The organism is Enterobacter sp. EC_64, from assembly GCF_019584165.1.
GTDB classification, from domain to species: domain Bacteria; phylum Pseudomonadota; class Gammaproteobacteria; order Enterobacterales; family Enterobacteriaceae; genus Enterobacter; species Enterobacter roggenkampii.
Map to the genome: position 1 here is coordinate 102,037 of NZ_VDAS01000001.1, position 22,764 is coordinate 124,800.

Sequence of the window (22,764 nt, forward strand, 5' to 3'; positions counted from 1 at the left end):
ACGGCGACAATCACACTTCGGAATCATTGCCCTCGCCTCCCTATTGTCGGAGGCGCGCTTTACGCTATGTTGACAATTAGTTCCTCAAATGTAACTAAAAGGTTAACTATAATGTCGAACACGTTCCGAATTTCTCTGCTTACCACTACCGTACTGTTCTCTGCTTCTGCACTCTCTGCCCTGCCGCAGGGCTATCCTGCTGAGTATCAAAAAGTGGTTGATGCCGCCACGAAAGAGGGCAAGGTTGTCATCTATTCCACCACCGACATCAAAGCTGCCGGCCCGCTGATCCAGGGCTTCGAAAAAACCTACCCGGGCATTAAAGTCGAATACAACGACATGAACAGCACCGAGCTGTACAACCGTTTCATCAGCGAACAGGCTTCCGGCGGCGTGAGCGGCGACGTGGTCTGGAGCTCTTCGATGGACACGGGCCTGAAGCTCGCCACCGACTACGCCATGGAGTACAAATCTCCGGAGCAAAGCCAGCTGCCGAAATGGGCGGTCTGGAAAGATAAGGCCTACGGCACCACCTATGAGCCGGTGGTCTTTATCTACAACAAGCGCCTGATCCCGGCCGGTGACGTGCCGGATTCTCACGCCGCGCTGGCGAAGCTGATTGCCAGCCAGACGGACAAATTCAAGAACAAAGTCACCACCTACGACATCGAAAAATCGGGGCTGGGCTTTATGCTCTCGGTGCAGGATCACAACGCCGATCCGAACTACTTTAAGACCCTGGCCGACGTCGCCAAAGGGGGCCTGTCGGTGCAGTCGTCTACCGGCACCATGATGGAGCGCGTCTCCTCCGGTGAAAACCTGATTGGCTTCAACATCCTCGGTTCTTATGCGGAAGCGCGTGCGAAAAACGATCCGTCGCTCGGCATTGCCTATCCAAAAGACTACACCCTGGTGCTGTCGCGCGTGTCGTTCATCAGTCAACAATCGCAAAACAGCAACGCCGCGAAGCTGTGGCTGGACTACGTGCTCTCTGAACAAGGGCAAGGCATTCTGGCCAACCAGGCGGACATTCCCTCCATTCGTAACGATATCGAAGGGAAAAATGATATCGACGGCCTGACCAAAATCCTCGGCAACGCGCTGAAGCCGATCCCGGTTGATGAAACGCTGCTGGAATACCTGCAGCCGAAAAAACGCCTGGAGTACATCAAAGAGTGGCGTACCGCCGCCGGTAAATAAGCGTCTGAGCGCGGCGCTGGCCGCCGCGCGCCCTTATCGACTGAGTTCGTTTTTCTGGGCTGCAACACCAGGGATACCCCATGAATACATTACGCAGAAAGTGGCAAAGCCTGCCGCGAGGCATCGTCGTGCTGATAACCGCCCTGGTTATCTACACGCCGCTGTCGTTTATCGTGATCCAGAGCTTCCTGTCCGCGCCGTTCTTTTCGCCGTCAAAAGAGTGGAGCTTTGAATCATTTGATTTTATTTTCACCGACCCCGATTTTTATAAGGCCCTGAAAAGCGGTTTTATTCTGGCTTTCGGGCTGGTCTTTATCTCTATCCCGCTGGGCGGCGTGCTGGCATTTTTGATGGTGCGTACCGACCTGCCCGGTCGCCGGCTGATTGAGCCGCTGATCCTGGTCCCGATTTTCGTTTCACCGATGGTGCTGGGCTTCGGCTACGTGGTGGCCGCCGGTCCGGTGGGCTTTCTCTCCCAGTGGGCGGAGGCGCTGATTGGCTTTGTGCCGTGGAATATCTACGACATGTCGAGCATTGTGGTCATTGCCGGCCTGACGCACGTCCCGCACGCCTATCTGTATATCTCGTCAGCGCTGCGCAGCGTGGGCTCCGACGTGGAAGAAGCCGCGCGCACCGCGGGCGCGTCGCCCTGGCAGGTGATGACCTCCGTCAGCCTGCCGATGGTGCGCCCGTCTATTCTGTACGCCACCGTGCTGCTGTTCTTCCTCGGGCTGGAAGTGTTCGGCCTGATGCTGGTCCTCGGCGATCCGGAAGGCAATATGGTGTTGGCGACCTATCTTTATAAGCTGACGAACAAGATGGGTACCCCATCCTATAACCTGATGGCGGCGGTTGCCGTGGTGCTCATCTGCATCACCATCCCGCTGGTGATGCTCCAGCGTCGCTTGATGCGCACCGCCAACCGCTTCGTCACCATGAAGGGCAAGGCCTCGCAGGCCCGGGCTCTGCCGCTGGGTAAATGGCGCTGGGTGGCTGGCGCGGTGATTGCCTTCTGGCTCACCGTCACCATTGGCGTTCCGCTGCTCGGCGTGGTGCTGCGCGCGTTTATCTCCAACTGGGGCGTGGGCGTTTCGCTGTGGGACGAGCTTTCTCTGAACACCTTCCGCACCATCTGGGCGCAGCCCAACCTGCTGCGCGCCATCGTCAACTCCATGGCGATTGGCGTCATTGGCGGCGCGCTGGCCGTGGTGTGCTACCTGTTTGTCGGCATTGCCATGCACCGCAAGCCGGATAACACCACGCGTTTCCTGGACTACAGCGTGCTGGTGCCGCGCGCCGTGCCTGGCCTGCTGGCGGGTCTGGCCTTCCTGTGGGTGTTCCTGTTCCTGCCGATGTGGCTGGATAACTCGCTGAAATCCGGCTGGCTTTCCGGATTCGCCTGGACCGACTGGATGCGTGAAAACGTCATCGTCTGGCTACGCTCGCTGCGCAGCACCATTTTCAGCGTCTGGCTGGCCTATACCGTGGTGTGGATGGCTTACGGGCTGAGGCTTATCTCTTCCACGCTGCTGCAGGTGGGGCCGGAGCTTGAAGAGGCCGCGCGCAGCACCGGAGCGACGCGCGGGCAGATCACCCGCCACGTTACCATCCCGCTCTCCCGCTACGGCCTTATCGGTTCGTGGCTGCTGATGTTCCTGATCTTTGAACGCGAATACTCAACGGGTGTGTACCTGCTTTCACCCGGCACGGAGACCATCGGCTCGATGCTGGTTTCCCTCTGGGCCGCGGGTGCCATCGATATCGTGGCGGCGCTCTCTTTCATTAACATCCTGCTGGTCGTGGTAGGTCTGGGCATTGCCCTTCGTTTCGGAGTGAAAATACATGATTGAATTAGCGGTTGACGATCTGCACTTAACCTACGGCGACAATCCTGTTTTAAAAGGTGTCTCCATGAACCTGAAGCGCGGCGAAGTGGTCTCCCTGTTAGGCCCCTCCGGCAGCGGCAAAACCACCCTGCTCCGCGCCGTCGCGGGTCTGGAAAAACCGACCCAGGGCTCGATTGTGATTGGCAACAATAAAGTTTACGACGGCACGCCGCGCAGTGAGGTCCCGGCGGAAGAGCGTAACCTGGGGCTGGTATTCCAGTCCTACGCCCTGTGGCCGCACAAAACCGTATTTGAGAACGTGGCCTATCCGCTCAAGCTGCGCAAAGTCCCGGCCAAAGAGATCCAGCAGCGCGTGCAGGACGTGCTGGACCAGCTTGGTCTGGGCCATCTTGGCAAACGTCACCCGCACCAGCTCTCCGGTGGGCAGCAGCAGCGCGTGGCGATTGGCCGCGCGCTGGTGTACAACCCGCCGGTGATTTTGCTGGACGAGCCGCTTTCCAACCTCGACGCCAAGCTGCGCGAAGAGGCCCGCGTGTTCCTGCGCGAGCTGATTATCAAGCTCGGGCTATCGGCGCTGATGGTGACGCACGACCAGAACGAAGCGATGTCCATTTCCGACCGCATCCTGCTGCTGAACAACGGCAAAATTGAGCAACAGGGCACGCCGCAGGAGATGTACGGCTCGCCGAAGACGCTGTTTACCGCCGAGTTTATGGGCAGCAACAATCGCCTGCACGGCAAGGTCACCGAAGTGCGCGACGGCAGAGCGCGCATCGAAGGCAAAGGCTGGGTGCTGTGGGGCCAGGCCGGTGAAGGCGTGCAGAGTGGCGCTGACGCCACGGCGGTGATCCGCGTCGAGCGCGTCGCGGTGGTCGAGGGGCCTGGGGAAAATCAGCTTGAGCTACCGCTGCTCACCAGCATGTACCTTGGCGACCGCTGGGAGTATCTGTTCCGCACGGTGGGGGATGATTTTGTGATCCGCGCGTATGGGCATGAGGTGCGGGATCCGCAGCACTGCCATCTTTCGCTGCCGGAGAAGCATGTTTGGGTGTTCCCGAAAGGGTGAATTTGAAAAGAAAAGGCTGCGGGATGCGGCCTTTTTGCTTTGACAGAGTGAGAGCATGCAATCTACCTCTCAAATGTTACTTTTCCGTTGTCAACAACGTCTGCACTTGCCTGGTTTACTGAGATTGCGGAATGCCTGGGCTGCCGCAGATGGTGGCAGTGGCACGGCCGGTATCGCGCAGGAGTTTAGTGACGGCCATTACGTAATGGCGCCGCAGGCTGCCCCAGCTGTAGGACTCAGGGAAGCGGCCCCGAGCATGCCGGCAACAATACCGAGGAACGAGGCCCTGGTCAGCCAACTACGGGCAAAGTTGAGGGAAAGCAGGTAGGCCCGGGCAGGATTAACCGGGTCTTTACCTCCGGGCAGCATCGGCATGAAATTCTCATTGGGTAGAATGACAGCTGGCGACAGGTTAAGCTCAGGATCATCATCGGGTATCAGGACATTCAGGGCCCGTCCGGGGCGGAAGTCCTCCGGCGCGCTGCGTGAAAAATCGAGGTGAATGATTCTGAAAAGCGTACCGCAGAGAGTCTACTTTTCAAAGGTACATTTTAATAATGTATAAAGAATACAATTTGTACTTAGTGCAAAATCTGAATGCAATTTATTTGCCTTTTTATTGAAAAACATGCATTTATCAAGGATAATGGAATAAAATAAAATTAATGGTGATATTATGGACTTATATCAGGAATTAGCCAAAGCAGGTATAACAGTCGCTACAACACAGCTGTTAAATAGAGTTTTTTTGCGCTGGGATAGAACAAATTTAAACGCTCGTAGGTTAGTAAGGGAATTGACCAATAATGCGTATATAAATTACCTTGAAAAACATGTATCAAGAGTAGTTCGCTTGAGAACTATTCACAGCTCAGAATACGATGTTCAACTGAAAGATATGTATCATCCTTTAAGAATATGTGGTGTGATACCTTCTTCAGTTCCTCAATCAGTAAATGATGGATTTTATATCGAAGATCAAAAGATCACTAATATCATTGGTATCGCAGGGCAGGGTAAAAGTACAATCTTAAGGAAAATTTTTGTCGAACAATTATTCAATGGCGATAAAATTCCTTTTTTCATAGAACTTCGTAAAGTAACTCAGGATGGTATTAGAAAGAGTTTACTTAATACTTTTACAAGTTTGAATTTAAGTCCCACTGATATCGAAATTGAAGAGTTACTAAAAAGTAATAAAATTATTTTGATGTTAGACGGATACGATGAAGTCAATTCAAATCAAAAGGATAACATCCTCCAAGAGATTATTAATTTAAACTTAACTTATTCTTTGCAAATCATTACAACCTCAAGGCCAGGTACCGCTATATGTAGCGAGCCGTCAATCATCAACTATAAAGTCGAACTTTTAAACGAGAATGATATCTTATCAATTATCGAGAAACTTAATAGCAACAATGGAAGTATAGATAAAGAACAACTCCCTAAAATAAAAGATACTATCAGAAACAATAAGAACTTAGTTTCTGTAATGACTTCACCAATTTTGGTAACTTTGTTTCATGTCTGCTACCCATATATGGACATTATACCCAATAACACTGTTGAATTTTATTCAAATTTATTTATGACGCTATATTTGCGACATGATAAGGTGAAGAATTTCGATCGTGAGAAATCATCTTCTTTAAGCCATAATGATGCTTATGATTGTTTTTGTGCATTTTGTTTTTACTCAATATTTAAGAATAATTATGATTTCACTGAACAAACCTTGATAGAACATACTAAAACTGCCATGCAGCTTAAAGGGAAACTAGATGGCTGCGATCCTGAATCATTAGCCATGGATTTTGTTGATGTAACTTGTTTAATTCAGAGGGAAGGTTATAACAAATATATATTTATACACAAGTCGATACATGAATATCACGCAGCCGAATTTATTAAAAACATATCATCCGATAAGAAATCTAAGTTTTACTCTCTAATAATGGAAGATGTTAAGAAAAACGATTATAGATATCATAATACCATATCATTCTTACATGAAACAGATGAGATTGATTGCAATAAACATTTAGTTATTCCACTATGTGAGTATTATAAAATTTCCACTTGGAACAAGCTTTCTTTAATAGATTATAAAGATTTGTTCAGACAGTTTTTTGTTGAATCCACTGCAATAATTGTTAGTGATGAAGGAAAATATAGAGTTCAGTCACTTCACTACTCAACATCTTTCTTGAGCTGGATAGCTCTTTTTATAGGTGATATTTATAATAATCTTTATTCTTCAGTGATTAGTAGGTTATTTGTATCAGAAAAGTTAAAAGATATACCTAGTGATATTATCATCAATCCAGTTGGCGGCACCAAGCAATTAAGTTTTATTCACTTAGTAAATGTACTAAACCTTTTAGACGATGCTGTAGACATTTTCAAAGAACATATCTTATTAATCCATAGAGACTTGTACGTTTATTCGTATGAAATTATAAAGAATGAAACTGAAAGCATAAGTGAGTTCTTTGATTTATAGTTATCAATCTAGCCTAGGCTAAAGGCTGCTTATATACGCAATATTGCAGCCTATTGATGACTATCTCCCTAATTATTCATAATCACGCATGATCGGCTTCAGTATGGATGCATATTATGGCAACCGAAATCTATAAAGTCAGATGCTAGTCAAACTAGGAAGAATTCTTCATAGAATTTCAACCTCACTCTCTTGGAGCCAGCCAGCAGCTACAACATTTCGCTTCGCCAGTGCTGGCTGAGATGTGTATATGACAATCGCTAAGCTTTTTTCTGCACGACTGCACGTTACGTAGAGAAGCCTTCGAGTACGAGCTAGCGCGTGGTCCTTACCATCACGCTCATACACTTCAAAACATCAAGTTATCTCCCTTCCGTCAGCCCAAAGCAGCATTGTGTAACTGCACTGCTTGTTGCAGTGAGGCGTGTCGCTGAAGGCATCACGTAGCGATATTTGGCGAAGAAAAGTGCTTTTCACCGAGGGCCTGGGCTGACGGTCTAGCAGATCACCAACAGAGCCGGGGATATTTTGAACAGGAGAATGTAAACTGGAAGGATAAAGCAACGGGACACCCACGGGGGCGGGTTGTGAAAGTATTTCCTGTTGTCTTCGACCTTATTGCACGTAAAATGACCAGACACATTTTGGGAGGGAGTCTTTAATGGATATTGCGCTGCTCAACAGGGGCTGGAACAGAACATGGTCAGATACCATGGTAAATCTGGAAGCTCGGAAACTCGTCGAAACTGCAAATCGGCTATCAGCATTCTATTTGCAAGATGGGATAACACGTATCAAGTTTGTCGAAGAGATAAGGCAGGTCGTAGAGAAAGAATTTGAAACTGCACGACGGGCCAAAACCGATGAAGAATGCATTGCATGCATCAAAAATCTGCGTGCCGAAACAGATAATCTGCAAGAACAAGAACGCTTGTTAAGAACCAGAGCCGCCCAACTTTATGCAAAGGTCGAGTTTGTCAGGGAAAATAATAAAATCGTCGGATACGTGATTTCGGCAATTCATATAGTGGTATCTGGAGCAGCATTATTTGGTGGGATGGTTATGATGTCCACTATGACCCCTGTTGGAGTTCTTGCAGGAGCAGTTTTATTTGTTGATGGTATTAACGGTATAACAAAAGAAGCAAGCCATCTTCGCTATGGTGAACAATCCAAATCGGAAGGAATTTTTGCTGATGGCGCAATGGAGACCGCACAATTCATGGGGTTTAGCCCAAAAAGTGGATTAGCTCTTTATAATACGGTGACTCTAGGGGCGAGTGTCTATAGTATCTTCGGCTTAGCAAGGAAACCCGGGGCTTGGCGATTATTCCGTTGGCTGCCGCGTGATTACTACCGAAAAGTTGACACAATGAGCAAGCCTAAGCTAACGATGAAAATCGCTGGATATGGTGTCAAAGCGAAAGTCATTTTTGATCTTCTGGCTACTGATAACAGTACTAATTAAGATTTGTTCGCTCTACAGAATCGCCAAGATTTATAAGCAAGTACAGGCGGTTGTATAAAAATTGCAACCGCTGCGCCACAAGAAAGGCCAATAGCACCAGAGAAAACACTCTGCTCAGATGCGAACATCACAAGAAAAATGAATACAGCAAGGCAACCGGATACAACCCACACGGCAAGAATAAATCGCCTGGCCAGGTCCCTGATTGCATTCCCCAAGGTTCCACCATAGCTTTCAACGTTGTTCTTTATCTTCTTCAAATCCGATGGTGTAAAGCCAGAACTCAACAAAGCCTCATCAGTAACATCCATATTGTCCTCTCCACATTTCTTAACTGGCAATGGCACACATAATCATATGTGATGAACTATACAGTAATCCACATGATGTTTGTGCAATGTATCAGATTTCAGACAATAGAAGCCATAGAGCCCCGTTAGTGGTACAAGCAACAAGCGGAGCATAGCGACTGCATCAGGCCAACCTGGTTGGTTTCGCTTTGCGAAAGTCACCAGTGACCAAATCAGATTGTCAGAGGGATCACACCTTATCAGGGTGCTCGTGTACCTTTCGGAGCGTGAGGGAAGCGCTGGAAGGGCCTGCATATCGTGTGCAGGTACGTTTACCACTATACACCTGTTTACGCAGCCACAAGGCCACACATCGGGCTTAAATGCGTATGATCAACCTGTTCGGGAGTTATGCCAGATATGCGGCTTTTTGTTCGTTGTTTTGCTGTCGCGGTAAGAACCTGAACCACCGCCAGCGTGATGATATGCTCCCTTGTACCACAGACCAATCACGCGACAGGTGCGGGCGTAGAACAATGGGTAGTTTAAGTTGTACCTGCTAAAGCGGGGCAACGTAACTAACTGATAAATAATAACTTGTTGATTTGTCAGGAGATTGGAGCGGGCGAAGGGAATCGAACTGACAGTAATTCCAATCGTTAACCATTTGATTCTAAAGCACCGAAGAGTCCCTCGGGTTACATAGGAAGTTACAGCTAATAGACGCCTATGGTCAATAAGTTCTGACGTTGAGTTAACAACTGATAGACGACTAAACAGATTGACCAAGGGAGATAGTGAGATTTACTTAGCAACCTCATTACTTAACTCCTTCTTAATTCTGAACACTGTAGCTCTCCCACATCCAGCAAGTTTAGCAATCTGGTCAGCGCTCAAGTCTCCACGGTCCAACAGCTTCACCACCTCAATCCTTAACTGGTCATCCTTCTGACGGCCCTTAAACTTGCCTTGAGCCTTAGCTATCGCCACGCCCTCACTCTGACGCTGCCGAATGAAGGAACGCTCAAGCTCACCTACAGCCCCCAACATGGTAATCATAAAGCGGCTGGTGGGCGTATCATCAAAGATCATCTGGTTATCAATGAAGCGAACCGTAACGCCAGCGTCAACAAGGGTCTCAAGGATGGTCAGAAGGTCCTTTGTGTTACGGGCTAAACGGTCCACACTCTTGACCACCACCACATCACCACGACGAACCACCTTGAGTAGCTCCTGTAGTTCTGGACGGTCAGCATTCTTGCCAGATACCTTGTCAATCATCAAGTCATCGCAAAGGCCCTTAAGCGCTTCTACCTGACGTGCTTCGTTCTGGTCCTTGCTGCTCACTCGGATGTAACCGAAAGTCTTGCTCATTATGTCTCTCCCTGCCCTAAGTATCATTTAACTGACACTAACGATACAGTATCATTAGACTTATAACAAACACATTATAATACTCAATACGATACTGCTGGCTAGTCTCAATGGCGTGTACTCAAAAGATACTCAGTGGGCAGTCAATATTGCTATAAGCACAAACATAATAGCTTCTAGGTTAAACTAGTTTTATCTTCACTTTTGCCATTGATTATCCTTCCCTTTGCAGGTCTCAGGGAAGCCAATGGGGGTCAATATTCCATATGATTCATTTACATGAGCACAGAGAAATTTTCGTTATATTTTGATAAAGTGTAGACTCGCTTCCTTGTTTCTATAACAAACTGTAGAATCTTAAGGAGTAATAAAGTCCTGTCATAACGTTTTCACTCTGCGATGCTTATAATCTCTTTTGGTATTTAGTTATACCTCGTAACAAGCGCCCCAATAAATCTGAAAATAGCATTAGTAAAATTATAAAAAAAGATTACTATTGGAATGATAATTCTTCGCTAAGTTATAAGGCTTCCTTCGGTTCAGTTCAAACTTTGGAAGCCTATAGAGGGAAATTACTTATATAATAAAAGCAAAGGGGAAAAGATATTTATGGGAGACACCAAAGTCCTTACTTGCTGCTAACCTATATCAATACCCACGCCACCAACCACCACCAATTGCATAGTAATAACCAGTAAGCACTAATGCGATACATAAAGACAACGCGAGAAGTATACCGCATACAGAGGATAGCTTATTAAAAAAAGCACGGTAAGCTATACCTGAAATAAATAAAACCCCTGAAGCCAACCAAAATGCTTTAACGGCCCTTCCGACTGCATGGTATGTAGACCATGTGGTCCCCCCATAAATATAACCAGCCATACAGCCTACTGCCAGCATGAGCAACGACATTCCAACGAACGAACCAATACCTTTCAACATCCCGCAATCCTTTGATAACAATAGAAAACTCAAGGATAACTTAACATTGTCACTTCACATCATCGTTTGTTTCGATCATTGTACTGATATTGATCGTTAAAATCTATGATTACTGCCGATGGAATTCAACCATATTTCAGTTACCACGAGACACCGCGCATCTGACTGGTGCACTATCAGGACAGACAAGCAATTTACGACTATCCGTTGACTACCATTAATCTTCGGAGAAGTTCTATAACTCGACTATCAAGAAATTGCTGGGGAACCTTGCCGCCTGACTCACTTTTATAACACACAGAATGATGATTAACGATGTACTCACCAGAGAATCTCTCAGTACTAAATGCCTCGCGGCCAGTTTTCTTATCGTGGTATACTCGCTCGAAGCCTTCTGTTTTAATCAAATCGAATTTCTTCATGATCTCAATAAGTTTACTTCGAGTAATATTTAAATTACGATACACTTGTTTAAATGACACAATTGAAATAGAAATAACATTTTCTCCTTTGTTGGTACTGATAGTTTACTTTATGAATGGTATTATTATTAATTAAAATAAGCCTATACCTAAAGGGCAGTCCTGTTAAGTCAACCTAATAGTAAAACTAAAGGTAATAACTTTGAGTTTCCGCCCTGTATTATTGTTAATTCGTCTATTCAACCTCCCATCTCTGTAGTCCACTTAAGAAGCACATTAGAAGCAATGCGCGTGTGGTGTCTGATGTTACCCGCCCTGAAAGGTACGAAGGTTTACGTGAATGAATGCAACGTTGCCGTGTGACCTGATACAAGCTCGACACTATGAAGGCTGATGGTTTCCAATCAGTCTGCCTTCGGGTCTCGTCTATCGGTTGACGTTGCGTATGGGCGTAGCTAGTGCAACTGGCATTGCCGTTTGTTGCTCGCTACTGGTGGGAACTGGAAGTGTCTCGAACATGCTGTCTCGAACGTGTCGCTCTCCTCCCGATAGTAGGTGTTAATGCAAACGCCGTTGAACGTGCTGCTAACGTGCAAAGTGGATAGTAACACGTGGATGAATACGAGGGACCATTTGGTTCAACCTGAAGTCTAACCATATGAGCAATCCGTATATGAAAGCATGTATGTGAATGAATAAACTTTATGTTATTCCTATGGGTGTCTCTCCCGTTAGTGAGGGTTAATTACAATACATATATAAAACAGATAGTTAATAAAAACGCAAAGATCACTAGAAGTGAATTTTAATTCATAAATATCGACAAGATATTCGCGCAATAAGAGTTCACTATAGGATTGCCGAACACGAGCTATCCCATAGTGAGTCGTTACTATCTTATGCGCTCTTTTTGTCGCGCTTTTCGATGCCCTGACGCGGCCCCTCAGGCATACTCTGGAACATCGCTTCGATTTCTTTTGGTCTCGTAATTCGGTCATCGACAATTATATTCAACAGTTTAAAGAGACCGTGCGTTAACTGTGGGTCATCATCAAGACTAATCTCACCGGGGTGGACTGCTTGATTGCCAACAATACGACAGATGTCCGCTGCTTGCTGAATGCGAGGAGGTAAGCCTTTCTCCACGAGAGACTTAATGTCGTCGTTAATGTTTTTCCCTGGTTCACCTAAGTGGACCATCAGTTTCTGCAGGCACAGACGGAGAAGCGCTGCGGCTCCTTTAGGAGACAGGTTGACAATGCTTCTGGCTTCCATATAGTCGGCTTTACAGTCATCCGGCATGTCTGGGTTCGGCATTTCAACATTCGCAGATGCAGGAATTAGGAGGGACTCCTCAAACCAATATGAGTACTCCTCACATCGCTCACATTGTGACACATGCATAGGGAAAGCCGTTTCATCATAGTAGGGAAATAATTGGTCCCACTTTTGCTTAGCATACGCCTGACAATACGGACAGTTAAAAGCTTCTTTCTTGAACTCCGCTGGTTCATATGGAACTGCCATTTACTTTATCTCCTTATAAATACCTACCATCACCTTAACCAACCTATCCACCTCAATCTCTTTAGCGTATCGGTCATAAGTAATTGACCCAGAGCTATGTCCCAGAATCGCCTGAGCATATGCCAATTCGACACCTTGTTGTTTTAACTGAGTCGCAACTGTATGTCTGAATGAATGGAACGCCAATCCGTCACGGTCAGCCACGACCTTAGGTAATAACGTCCGGTTAAACCATTTGCTAACCTGCTCGCCATAACCATTCTTCATTAGCTTCAGACCATCGAACACCATAGCGTCCTCACCTCCAGCGCTTCTACGGGCCTCTACAAGCGCCATAAAGTCAGTCAATGCGAAACCATAGGCTCCATCGACCAGAGGCACACGGCGCTCACTATATGGGTTCTTGATGCTCTTACCGGGCAGAGTGCTAGTGTCTTCATTGATATGAATATAAGCGGTCCCGGCCTCGGTGATCCTGACATCTCTAACCTGAATCTGAGCGACTTCATTCAGTCTTGCCCCGGTAATGGCTGCCAGCGTAACAACAAAGTAATGATATGGTTTACCAGAAGGCTTCTGAGCGTATCTCTTAGCGGCATCAATAAGCTGACACACTTGTCCCACTGAGAACGCTTTACGGGCTTCTGAGGCCTTTTTTGGTGGCACTTTTAGCTCTAAACCTTCGGTCAGGTTCTTGATTAACAGGTCATTGCGTACAGCCCACTTAAACAAGGCTGCCATCTTGACCAGATATTTATTATTGATTGTCACCACATCCATGTACTCGTAGGCTTCTCCAGTAGCCAGCAGGTCAACCAATGAGACATCCTTGAAGCGTTGCTTACGGTTCTTCGGTATCTTCTGGAGCACATCACGAACCTCAAGCATGTTCGCTCGGGTAATTGCAGTCAGGTCCGTCAGCCCCAGATAATCAAAAATCTCAATGAGTGTACTGTGCGACGCCTGGTTCTCTTTTAAAGTCGCTGGCTTCCAGTTCTGAACATTCTCCTTTTCGTACTGCTCAACGAGGAATCTTAATGTGACCGCTGGGCGTGGCTCTACGCTTTCTACCTCCTGCTTAGCCGACTGCCTCACTCCTCCATCAAACCCGTCAATATAATCAATCAGTGGCTGGCTGTTTCCCTCTACCCTCGCCATGCAGGCCTTGATTACATCTTGCGCCTCGTTAATGTAACGATGCTGGTCAACAGTTAATGGTTCACTAGCAATAGCGTCAACAAGACTCTCCCCAAGTTCTCCATACTGATCACGGTAAATATCCATCATATCCGGTTCGAAAATATCTGAACGACCTAACGATAGCTCCATCTCAGCCATCTCTCGAAGATGACCGCGCATGTCTTCATAAGTCAATAATGGGTTATCGGCATGGATAGCCCTCAGTGCTGACTTGATGTGATGATGGTGACGCATAGCGGTTCTCCTGTTCCGTGTCCTGAGTGAGACTGAGGATATTCTGACAGAACCACATTTAGCCGTCCAGACGTCCATTGATAAATAGGCTTTCAGTCGGCAATAGTAGATTCCGTTGCGCTGATAGAGATAGCAGACGGCACGAGTACATAGCTCTTTAGGTAATGATGATGGACATAGCTGGTAATCAGCAACAGAGAGTCCCATGTGTGAATAATCCCCGATGAAGGGTTACACAGAAGGTTACAGTCAGTAACTCTGCAATCAGGCTTTCGCCGTATCGCCAAGGGATTCAATAAGATAGAGGTGATTCAGAAGTGTCATGGAGCGGGCGAAGGGAATCGAACCCTCGTATAGAGCTTGGGAAGCTCTCGTTCTACCATTGAACTACGCCCGCTTTGAGGTGCGTAAGGCATTATAGACCTTACGCACCTTCATACAAGCCTCTTCACAACTAACCGGCGATTAAATAATCACTTAGCACTTCGGTTTGCTGCCGGGCGCAGGAAGATAGCGCTGCGGATCGATGGCCGTCGCCTTATAGCGGATCTGGAAGTGCAGCTTCACTGAATCCGTACCGGTGCTGCCCATGGTGGCAATCTTCTGCCCGGCTTTGACGTTCTGCCCGTTATTGACCAGCATCGTGTCGTTGTGCGCATAGGCCGTGATGTAGTCTTCGCCATGCTTAATCATGATCAGGTTACCGTAGCCACGCAGCTGGTTACCGACGTAAACCACCTTCCCGGCCCCGGAGGCATAAACCGGCGTACCGCGCGCAGCGGCGATATCAATACCCTTGTTGCCACCTTCAGAGAGTGAGTAAGGGGCGACCACTTTACCGCTGGCAGGCCAAATCCAGCAGCGCTGTCCAACCGGCGGCCATGACGATTGCGGCACCTGATAGGACGGCGTCACTTTGGCGGTTTTGCCTTTCGAAGAGGACTTTTTACCCGCGGACGATCCGCCGCTAACCTTCAGCTGCTGCCCCACCTCGATGGTGTAGGGCGGCGAGAGGTTATTCAGCCGCGCCAGATCCTTCACGCTGGTCCCCGTTGCGCGCGAAATCCGGTACAGGGTGTCCCCGCGTTTGACGGTGTAGACCGAACCGGAATAGCTTCCCGTATCCGAAGATTTGCTCCCTGAACAGCCCGCCAGTAATAGCGTCAGCGTCAGGCAAAAAATAGCGGTAAGGGGTTTTCTCGTCAGGCTTCCTGCAAACAAAACAGATCCTCGGTCAGCGTGAATGGCGCACTATGATAACAGCCAAAACGAACAGGGGTCATGCCCTTTTCCGCTCTACGAGCCAAACCGTTCGTATAAGAATGCAGTATAATGCTTCGGCTGATGGTGCTGAACCACTCGGCAACTTGGCACTGGAGCATCAATGAGTATTCAAGAACACGTTATTTTGGTAAACGACCAGGGAATGGTGATTGGCACTCAGGAAAAGTATGCCGCGCACACGTTACATACCCCGCTGCATCTGGCGTTCTCTTCCTGGCTTTTTAACGCAAAAGGCGAATGTCTAATCACCCGACGCGCCTTAAGCAAAAAAGCCTGGCCCGGCGTCTGGACCAACTCCGTGTGCGGCCACCCGCAGTCGGGTGAAGAGACAGTCCAGGCGATAATCCGCCGCTGCCGCTTTGAAGTGGGCGCAGAACTGACCGATATCACCGCCGTCGCCCCTGAATTTCGCTATCGGGAAACCGACCCATCCGGGATCGTGGAAAACGAAATTTGCCCGGTGTTCGCCGCCCGCATCACCAATGACGTGACGATAAACGAAGATGAAGTGATGGACTATCAGTGGGTTGAGCTGGACGCGCTATTCCGCGCGCTGGACGCGACGCCCTGGGCCTTTAGCCCGTGGATGGTCATGGAAGCGACGACCGCCCGCGAAAAACTCATAGCCTTCGCGGCGCAATAAAAAAGCCCCTTTCGGGGCTTTTTTTACATCTTAACGCCTTACTTGACCGGGCGCATCGCCGGGAACAGGATCACGTCGCGGATGGTGTGGCTGTTGGTGAACAGCATCACCATACGGTCGATACCAATACCCAGACCCGCCGTTGGTGGCAGGCCGTGCTCCAGCGCGGTCACGTAGTCTTCGTCGAAGAACATCGCTTCGTCGTCGCCTGCCGCCTTCGCGTCAACCTGATCCTGGAAGCGCTGAGCCTGGTCTTCCGCATCGTTCAGCTCGCTAAAGCCGTTGCCGATTTCACGGCCGCCGATGAAGAATTCGAAGCGGTCAGTGATTTCAGGGTTCTGGTCATTACGACGCGCCAGCGGAGAGACTTCAGCCGGGTACTCGGTAATGAAGGTCGGCTGAATCAGGTGCGCTTCGGCCACTTCTTCGAAGATCTCGGTCACGATACGGCCCAGACCCCAGCTCTTCTCAACCTTGATACCGATGCTTTCGGCGATCGCTTTCGCAGAATCGAAGTTATCCAGATCCGCCATGTTGGTTTCCGGACGGTACTTCTTGATCGCTTCGCGCATGGTCAGTTTTTCGAACGGCTTGCCGAAGTCGAAGACTTCTTCACCGTAAGGGACCTGCGTGGTGCCCAGAATATCCTGCGCCAGCGTACGGAACAGGGATTCGGTCAGTTCGATCAGATCTTTGTAATCCGCATACGCCATATAGAGTTCCATCATGGTGAACTCTGGGTTATGACGAACGGAGATCCCTTCGTTACGGAAGTTACGGTTGATTTCGAACACGCGGTCAAAACCACCAACCACCAGACGCTTCAGGTACAGTTCCGGCGCGATACGCAGGTACATGTCCAGGTCCAGGGCGTTGTGATGGGTGATGAACGGACGCGCAGACGCGCCGCCAGGGATCACCTGCATCATCGGGGTTTCCACTTCCATAAAGTCGCGGTTGACCATGAACTGGCGGATACCGGCCATTATCTGGGAGCGAATTTTGAAGGTCTTGCGGGATTCATCGTTAGAGATGAGATCCAGGTAGCGCTGACGATAGCGCGCTTCCTGATCCTGCAGGCCGTGGAATTTGTCCGGCAGCGGGCGCAGGGCTTTGGTCAGCAGACGCAGCTCGGTGCAGTGGATAGACAGTTCACCGGTTTTGGTTTTGAACAGTTTACCTTTTGCGCCCAGGATATCGCCCAGGTCCCACTTCTTGAACTGCTCGTTGTAGATGCCTTCCGGCAGATCGTCACGGGACACGTACAGCTGAATGCGGCCGCCAACGTCCTGCAGGGTCACGAAGGAGGCTTTACCCATGATACGACGGGTCATCATGCGGCCCGCAACGGCCACTTCAACGTTCAGCGCTTCCAGCTCTTCGTTCTCTTTCGCGTCGAAGTCAGCGTGCAGTTGGTCTGAGGTGTGGTCACGACGAAAATCGTTCGGGAACGGCACGCCCTGCTCGCGCAGCGCTGCCAGCTTCTCGCGGCGGGTTTTCAGTTCGTTGTTAAGATCGACTACCGCGTCAGCGCCCTGTGCTTGTTGTTCAGACATGTTGGTTCCTCATAACCCTGCTTTCAAACTTGCTTCGATAAATTGGTCCAGGCTGCCGTCCAGCACCGCCTGCGTGTTACGGGTTTCAACCCCGGTACGCAGGTCTTTGATGCGGGAGTCATCAAGGACGTAAGAACGGATCTGGCTGCCCCAGCCGATGTCAGATTTGTTGTCTTCCATCGCCTGTTTCTCAGCATTTTTCTTCTGCATCTCCAGCTCATAAAGCTTCGCTTTCATCTGCTTCATGGCCTGGTCTTTGTTCTTATGCTGGGAACGGTCGTTCTGGCATTGCGTGACCAGCCCGGTTGGAATGTGGGTAATACGCACCGCCGATTCCGTACGGTTAACGTGCTGGCCGCCCGCGCCGGATGCGCGATAAACGTCGATACGCAGGTCCGCCGGGTTGATTTCGATATCGATATCTTCATCAACTTCCGGGTAAACAAACGCGGAGCTGAAGGAGGTATGACGACGGCCGCCGGAGTCGAACGGGCTCTTACGCACCAGGCGGTGAACGCCGGTTTCGGTGCGCAGCCAGCCGTAGGCATAATCACCGATGATCTTGATGGTGACGGATTTAATACCGGCCACTTCACCTTCAGACTCTTCGATAATTTCGGTTTTGAAACCGCGCGCTTCGGCCCAGCGCAGATACATACGCATCAGCATGCTGGCCCAGTCCTGCGCTTCGGTACCGCCGGAACCTGCCTGAATATCGAGATAGCAGTCAGCGCTGTCGTATTCGCCGGAGAACATGCGACGGAATTCAAGCTGCGCCAGCTTCTCTTCCAGCACGTCGAGTTCTGCCACGGCTTCGTTAAAGGTCTCTTCGTCGTCGGCTTCGACGGCCAGCTCCAGCAAACCGGAAACATCTTCCAGCCCCTGGGCCATTTGATCCAGCGTATCTACGATAGCTTCGAGAGAGGAACGTTCTTTACCCAGCGCCTGTGCGCGTTCAGGTTCGTTCCAGACGTCCGGCTGTTCCAGCTCGGCGTTTACTTCTTCAAGACGCTCTTTCTTGGCATCGTAGTCAAAGATACCCCCTAAGAACGTCAGAGCGCTCCGTGAGGTCCTGAATACGGTTTTTTACCGGATTAATTTCAAACATGGTCTGTTTTCTTTTATGGACTTGTCAAAATGCGGTGATAAGAGCGGGATTGTACCGAATCCACGCCCTTTTTTATAGAGATTACTGCCGCTAAATTGGCCAGATATTGTCGATGATGATCTGAAGGGTGCGGTTACCGCGAAACTCGTTGATGTCCAGTTTGTACGCCAGCTCGACCTCGCGTACGCCATTGTCCGGCCATACCGCCGTGTCAACGTTAAAGGCAATACCGTCCAGCAGCGGGCCGCCGCCGACCGGTTCAACCATCACCTTCAGATGACGTTCGCCGACGATGCGCTGCTGCAGCAGGCGGAAACGGCCGTCGAACAGCGGCTCCGGGAACATCTGCCCCCATGGACCGGCATCGCGGAGCATTTGCGCCACGTCCATCGTCATCTCAAGCGGTGAAAGCTCGCCATCGGACACCACTTCCCCCTGCAGCAGGGCCGGGTCAATCCAGTCGGTGACCAGCTCGCCGAACAGGCGCTGGAACTCGTCGAATTTCGCCTCTTCCAGCGACAGGCCTGCCGCCATCGCATGGCCGCCGAACTTGATCATCAGGCCCGGATACAGCGTATCGAGACGCTCCAGTGCGTCGCGCATATGCAGGCCCTGAATCGAGCGGCCAGAGCCTTTCAGCGTGCCGTCGCCCGCGGGGGCGAAGGCGATCACCGGGCGGTGGAAGCGCTCTTTGATGCGCGACGCCAGAATGCCGACCACGCCCTGATGCCACTCGGGATGGTACATCGCCAGGCCGCCCGGCAGCGTATCACCGCTGCGTTCAAGCTTTTCGCACAGGGTCAGCGCTTCGGCCTGCATCCCCTGCTCAATCTCTTTACGTGTCTGGTTCAGGGCGTCCAGCTCGTTGGCCAGCACGCGCGCTTCACCGATGTTGTCGCACAGCAGCAGCGCGACGCCAACGGACATATCGTCCAGTCTTCCGGCCGCGTTCAGGCGCGGCCCGAGGGCAAAGCCCAAATCGCTTGCCGCCAGCTTGAGCGGGTCGCGGTTGGCGATTTCCAGCAGCGCCTTGATCCCCGGGCGGCACTTGCCTGCCCGGATACGGCTCAAGCCCTGCCAGGTCAAAATACGGTTATTGGTATCGAGCGGGACCACGTCAGCGACGGTACCCAGTGCCACCAGATCGAGATATTCGGCCAGGTTCGGTACGGCAATGCCGCGGGATTCGAACCAGCCCTTGTCGCGTAACAGGGTACGCAACGCCAGCATCAGATAAAACGCCACGCCTACGCCCGCAAGGGATTTCGACGGAAAATCACAGTCGCGCAGGTTGGGGTTAATAATCGCCTCGGCGGCAGGCAGCGTTTCACCGGGGAGATGGTGATCGGTAACCAGCACCGGGATCCCCAGCACGTGGGCATGATCGACCCCCGCATGGGAAGAGATCCCGTTATCGACGGTCATGATCATCTGCGCACCGCGGGCGTGAGCCTGATCGACCACTTCCGGGCTAAGTCCGTAGCCGTCTTCAAAACGGTTCGGCACCAGATACGTGACGTTATCGCAGCCCAGCGCGCGCAGGCTGAGCACGCTCAGGGCGGTGCTGGTGGCGCCGTCGGCGTCGAAATCCCCTACCACCACGATGCGCGTGCCCTCACGCAGGGCGTGGTAGAGCATTTCAGTGGCTTTTTCGATGCCGTTCAGCTGCTGCCAGGGCAGCATCCCTTTTACGCTGCGTTCAAGATCCTCAGCACGACGCACGCCGCGGCTGGCGTAGAGGCGCTTCAGCAGCGGCGGGAGATCGTCCGGCAAATCAATCGGTTCAACCGCCTCGCGGCGGCGCAATTTTATCGGGGCTTTCACGCGGATTATTTACCACTAACCTGTTTCTGGTGCGCGTCGAGGAACTCTTTCATCTCTTTTGGTCCCTGATAGCCCGGAACGACGTACCCGTTGCTCAGGACAATCGCTGGCGTACCGCTCACGCCAAACTGCACGCCCAGCGCGTAGTGGTTAGCGATATCAATGTCGCAGGAGGCCGGCTTAACGCCTTTGCCGTTCATCGCGTCGTCAAACGCTTTATTGCGGTCTTTTGCACACCAGATGGCCTTCATGTCCTGCTCCGGCTGGCTCTGCACGCCCGCGCGCGGGAAGGCCAGGTAACGCACGGTAATACCCAGCGCGTTGTAGTCTTTCATCTCTTCATGCAGCTTGTGGCAGTAGCCGCAGGTGATATCGGTGAAGACGGTAATAACGTGTTTTTCCTGCGCCGCCTTATAGACGATCATCTCTTTTTCGAGCGCGTTCAGGTTTTTCATCAGCAGCTGGTTGGTCACGTTGACCGGCTGCGCGCCGCTCACGTCGTACATTGGCCCCTGAATAATGTGTTTGCCGTCTTCGGTGACGTACAGCACGCCGCTGTTGGTCAGTACCGTTTTCATCCCGGCGACCGGTGCTGGCTGAATATCGCTGCCGGTGACGCCAAGCTTAGCGAGCGACTGTTTGATAGCGGCGTCGTCAGCATGGGCGAAACCGGTAAAGGAGGCTGCCAGCAGGGTGAACAGCGCGAAACTCTTTTTCATAGTTGATCCTGTTACAATTCGTCGGCACTCACGCACGAGGGTGGTGCTGTTGGTGTAGCTGCCGCAGGCGTTCCGTCGCGACATGGGTGTAAATTTGCGTCGTGGAAAGATCGCTATGTCCCAGCAGCATCTGCACCACGCGTAAATCCGCGCCGTGGTTGAGCAGATGCGTCGCGAAGGCATGACGCAATACGTGCGGCGATAGCTTTTCACTGTCGATACCGGCCAGTGTGGCGTAATGCTTGATGCGATGCCAGAACGTTTGCCGCGTCATCTGCTGTGCGCGCTGGCTCGGAAACAGAACGTCGATAGACGCGCCGTTGAGCAGCCACGGGCGACCGTGCTCCAGATACGTTTCCAGCCAGTAAACCGCCTCTTCGCCCAGCGGAACCAGCCTTTCCTTGTTTCCTTTACCGATGACGCGCACCACGCCCTGACGCAGGCTGATGTCGCTCATCGTCAGGCCAACCAGCTCCGAAACGCGCAGGCCGGTAGCATACAATAGCTCAAGCATGGCTTTATCGCGTAACTCCAGCGGCAGGTCAACAGCCGGTGACTGTAATAATCTCTCAACTTGTGCTTCGCTGAGATCTTTCGGCAGCCGCTGCGGGAGCTTAGGGGATGCCAGCAGCGCGCTGGGATCGTCTTCGCGGATCTTCTCACGGTAGAGATGCTGGAACAGCCGACGCATGGCGCTGAGCAAGCGTGCAGAGCTGGTGGCTTTGTATCCCCCTTCTACACGTTCACCGAGCAGCGCCTGCAGGTCGTCGCTTTGCGCGCTCGCCAGCGAGAGCTGCCGACGGGCCAGCCACTCCACCAGCATGGTAAGATCGCGCCGGTAGGCGCTGAGCGTATTCTCGGCCAGATTTTTTTCCAGCCACAGCGCGTCGAGAAACTGTTCAACGAGTGCGAGATCCTTTTCCACATCAGCCCCTTTGATTCTGCAGTCAGGCCATTATGCCTGATTGTGACCGGTTTCTGGTACACTACGCGCAAAGTCAAAGCATGAATTGAGATAGTTACGCGATGAATATTGGTCTGTTCTATGGTTCCAGCACCTGCTACACCGAAATGGCGGCAGAGAAAATTCGCGACATCATTGGCCCGGAACTGGTGACGTTGCATAACCTGAAAGATGACGCGGTCGCGCTGATGGAACAGTACGATGTGCTGATCCTGGGCATCCCAACCTGGGATTTTGGTGAGATACAGGAAGACTGGGAAGCCATCTGGGATCAACTCGATTCAGTCAATCTCGACGGCAAGATCATTGCCATGTACGGCATGGGAGATCAGCTGGGTTACGGGGAATGGTTCCTGGACGCACTCGGCATGCTGCACGACAAGCTCGCGCCGAAAGGGGTGTCGTTCATCGGCTACTGGCCAACCGAAGGTTACGAGTTCACCAGTAAAAAACCGATTATTGCCGACGGCGAGCTGTTTGTTGGGCTCGCGCTGGATGAAACCAACCAGTACGATCTTAGCGATGAACGTCTGCAGACCTGGTGCGAGCAGATTCTCGGCGAAATGGCAGAAAAGTTTAGCTAACGC

Annotated in this window: 18 protein-coding genes, 1 tRNA gene and 1 pseudogene; 7 read left to right on the forward strand and 13 right to left on the reverse strand. The window is 50.7% G+C overall.

Going from position 1 to position 22,764, the window contains the following annotated elements; all coding sequences use genetic code 11:
* Positions 1–111 precede the first annotated feature (111 nt).
* The 3 genes from FHC52_RS00460 (at position 112) to FHC52_RS00470 (ending at position 4,113) form a co-directional block, all read left to right on the forward strand.
* A complete protein-coding gene (locus FHC52_RS00460) occupies positions 112–1,200 on the forward strand; it encodes an ABC transporter substrate-binding protein (protein WP_220419854.1) in 1,089 nt (362 codons plus the stop codon).
* Positions 1,201–1,280: 80 nt separating this feature from the next.
* Entirely contained in the window at positions 1,281–3,050 is a 1,770-nt protein-coding gene (locus FHC52_RS00465; RefSeq protein ID WP_023294491.1) for an iron ABC transporter permease, read from the forward strand.
* A complete protein-coding gene (locus FHC52_RS00470) occupies positions 3,043–4,113 on the forward strand; it encodes an ABC transporter ATP-binding protein (RefSeq protein ID WP_021242036.1) in 1,071 nt (356 codons plus the stop codon). Before FHC52_RS00465 ends, FHC52_RS00470 begins: the two co-directional genes overlap by 8 nt.
* A gap of 148 nt (positions 4,114–4,261) precedes the next feature.
* On the opposite strand, the pseudogene FHC52_RS22725 reads toward FHC52_RS00470, so the two are convergent.
* Positions 4,262–4,563, reverse strand: a pseudogene (locus tag FHC52_RS22725) (integrase); the annotation flags it as partial.
* Positions 4,564–4,789: 226 nt separating this feature from the next.
* Between FHC52_RS22725 and FHC52_RS00475 the strand changes: the two are divergent.
* Both FHC52_RS00475 and FHC52_RS00480 read left to right on the forward strand, forming a co-directional pair.
* A complete protein-coding gene (locus tag FHC52_RS00475) occupies positions 4,790–6,619 on the forward strand; it encodes an NACHT domain-containing NTPase (protein ID WP_220419855.1) in 1,830 nt (609 codons plus the stop codon).
* A gap of 661 nt (positions 6,620–7,280) precedes the next feature.
* Entirely contained in the window at positions 7,281–8,087 is an 807-nt protein-coding gene (locus tag FHC52_RS00480) for a DUF4225 domain-containing protein (protein WP_023306876.1), read from the forward strand.
* Here the strand turns inward: FHC52_RS00480 and FHC52_RS00485 are convergent.
* The 7 genes from FHC52_RS00485 to actS form a co-directional block, all read right to left on the reverse strand.
* Positions 8,084–8,398, reverse strand: coding sequence for a hypothetical protein (locus FHC52_RS00485; protein WP_015673660.1), 315 nt, complete (start codon positions 8,396–8,398; stop codon positions 8,084–8,086). The two genes, FHC52_RS00480 and FHC52_RS00485, sit on opposite strands and share 4 nt — an antisense overlap.
* Before the next feature lie 783 nt (positions 8,399–9,181).
* The gene (locus tag FHC52_RS00490; protein WP_032420563.1) at positions 9,182–9,751 is read right to left on the reverse strand and encodes a recombinase family protein; all 570 of its coding nucleotides are present in this window, start codon (positions 9,749–9,751) and stop codon (positions 9,182–9,184) included.
* 648 nt (positions 9,752–10,399) lie between these two features.
* A complete protein-coding gene (locus tag FHC52_RS00495; protein ID WP_072031571.1) occupies positions 10,400–10,696 on the reverse strand; it encodes a hypothetical protein in 297 nt (98 codons plus the stop codon).
* 1,319 nt (positions 10,697–12,015) lie between these two features.
* Complete coding sequence (locus FHC52_RS00500; protein WP_032420564.1) at positions 12,016–12,645, reverse strand: DUF4145 domain-containing protein; 630 nt, start codon at positions 12,643–12,645, stop codon at positions 12,016–12,018.
* Positions 12,646–14,079, reverse strand: a complete 1,434-nt coding sequence (locus FHC52_RS00505) for a site-specific integrase (protein WP_063930129.1) — start codon at positions 14,077–14,079, stop codon at positions 12,646–12,648.
* Between the two features lie 323 nt (positions 14,080–14,402).
* A tRNA-Gly gene (locus tag FHC52_RS00510) sits at positions 14,403–14,476 on the reverse strand.
* Between the two features lie 80 nt (positions 14,477–14,556).
* On the reverse strand, positions 14,557–15,300 hold the full coding sequence (actS, locus tag FHC52_RS00515) for an amidase activator ActS (protein WP_045335243.1): 744 nt from the start codon (positions 15,298–15,300) through the stop codon (positions 14,557–14,559).
* Between the two features lie 163 nt (positions 15,301–15,463).
* Here actS and idi point away from each other — a divergent pair, with 163 nt between their 5' ends.
* On the forward strand, positions 15,464–16,006 hold the full coding sequence (gene idi, locus FHC52_RS00520) for an isopentenyl-diphosphate Delta-isomerase (protein ID WP_008499704.1): 543 nt from the start codon (positions 15,464–15,466) through the stop codon (positions 16,004–16,006).
* A gap of 38 nt (positions 16,007–16,044) precedes the next feature.
* Here the strand turns inward: idi and lysS are convergent, their stop codons facing one another.
* The 5 genes from lysS to xerD all read right to left on the reverse strand — a co-directional run bounded on the left by lysS (position 16,045) and on the right by xerD (position 22,138).
* Positions 16,045–17,562 carry a lysine--tRNA ligase gene (lysS, locus tag FHC52_RS00525; RefSeq protein WP_021242046.1) on the reverse strand — a complete coding sequence of 506 codons (1,518 nt, stop codon included), beginning with the start codon at positions 17,560–17,562 and terminating at the stop codon, positions 16,045–16,047.
* Positions 17,563–17,571: 9 nt separating this feature from the next.
* Positions 17,572–18,670, reverse strand: a protein-coding gene (gene prfB, locus FHC52_RS00530; RefSeq protein ID WP_095908218.1) for a peptide chain release factor 2 whose coding sequence is annotated in 2 segments (ribosomal slippage) — positions 17,572–18,594 and positions 18,596–18,670 — 1,098 coding nt in all. Because the reading frame shifts where the segments join, the coding sequence is not laid out codon by codon here.
* 90 nt (positions 18,671–18,760) lie between these two features.
* Positions 18,761–20,494, reverse strand: coding sequence for a single-stranded-DNA-specific exonuclease RecJ (gene recJ, locus FHC52_RS00535; protein WP_126288443.1), 1,734 nt, complete (start codon positions 20,492–20,494; stop codon positions 18,761–18,763).
* A gap of 5 nt (positions 20,495–20,499) precedes the next feature.
* The gene (gene dsbC, locus FHC52_RS00540) at positions 20,500–21,213 is read right to left on the reverse strand and encodes a bifunctional protein-disulfide isomerase/oxidoreductase DsbC (RefSeq protein WP_008499708.1); all 714 of its coding nucleotides are present in this window, start codon (positions 21,211–21,213) and stop codon (positions 20,500–20,502) included.
* Between the two features lie 28 nt (positions 21,214–21,241).
* Positions 21,242–22,138: a site-specific tyrosine recombinase XerD gene (gene xerD, locus FHC52_RS00545; RefSeq protein WP_008499709.1), complete on the reverse strand. Its 897-nt coding sequence runs from the start codon at positions 22,136–22,138 to the stop codon at positions 21,242–21,244.
* A gap of 101 nt (positions 22,139–22,239) precedes the next feature.
* Between xerD and fldB the strand changes: the two genes are divergently transcribed.
* Entirely contained in the window at positions 22,240–22,761 is a 522-nt protein-coding gene (gene fldB / locus FHC52_RS00550; protein ID WP_008499710.1) for a flavodoxin FldB, read from the forward strand.
* Positions 22,762–22,764: the final 3 nt, after the last annotated feature.

Bases quoted from the DNA above. Each gene is read 5' to 3' on its own strand.
- FHC52_RS00460 (WP_220419854.1), top strand. From the start codon at position 112: ATGTCGAACACGTTCCGAATTTCTCTGCTTACCACTACCGTACTGTTC.
- FHC52_RS00495 (WP_072031571.1), bottom strand. From the start codon at position 10,696: ATGTTGAAAGGTATTGGTTCGTTCGTTGGAATGTCGTTGCTCATGCTG.
- FHC52_RS00500 (WP_032420564.1), bottom strand. From the start codon at position 12,645: ATGGCAGTTCCATATGAACCAGCGGAGTTCAAGAAAGAAGCTTTTAAC.
- FHC52_RS00475 (WP_220419855.1), top strand. From the start codon at position 4,790: ATGGACTTATATCAGGAATTAGCCAAAGCAGGTATAACAGTCGCTACA.
- idi (WP_008499704.1), top strand. From the start codon at position 15,464: ATGAGTATTCAAGAACACGTTATTTTGGTAAACGACCAGGGAATGGTG.
- fldB (WP_008499710.1), top strand. From the start codon at position 22,240: ATGAATATTGGTCTGTTCTATGGTTCCAGCACCTGCTACACCGAAATG.
- FHC52_RS00505 (WP_063930129.1), bottom strand. From the start codon at position 14,079: ATGCGTCACCATCATCACATCAAGTCAGCACTGAGGGCTATCCATGCC.
- FHC52_RS00480 (WP_023306876.1), top strand. From the start codon at position 7,281: ATGGATATTGCGCTGCTCAACAGGGGCTGGAACAGAACATGGTCAGAT.
- FHC52_RS00490 (WP_032420563.1), bottom strand. From the start codon at position 9,751: ATGAGCAAGACTTTCGGTTACATCCGAGTGAGCAGCAAGGACCAGAAC.
- FHC52_RS00485 (WP_015673660.1), bottom strand. From the start codon at position 8,398: ATGGATGTTACTGATGAGGCTTTGTTGAGTTCTGGCTTTACACCATCG.
- dsbC (WP_008499708.1), bottom strand. From the start codon at position 21,213: ATGAAAAAGAGTTTCGCGCTGTTCACCCTGCTGGCAGCCTCCTTTACC.
- FHC52_RS00470 (WP_021242036.1), top strand. From the start codon at position 3,043: ATGATTGAATTAGCGGTTGACGATCTGCACTTAACCTACGGCGACAAT.
- FHC52_RS00465 (WP_023294491.1), top strand. From the start codon at position 1,281: ATGAATACATTACGCAGAAAGTGGCAAAGCCTGCCGCGAGGCATCGTC.
- lysS (WP_021242046.1), bottom strand. From the start codon at position 17,562: ATGTCTGAACAACAAGCACAGGGCGCTGACGCGGTAGTCGATCTTAAC.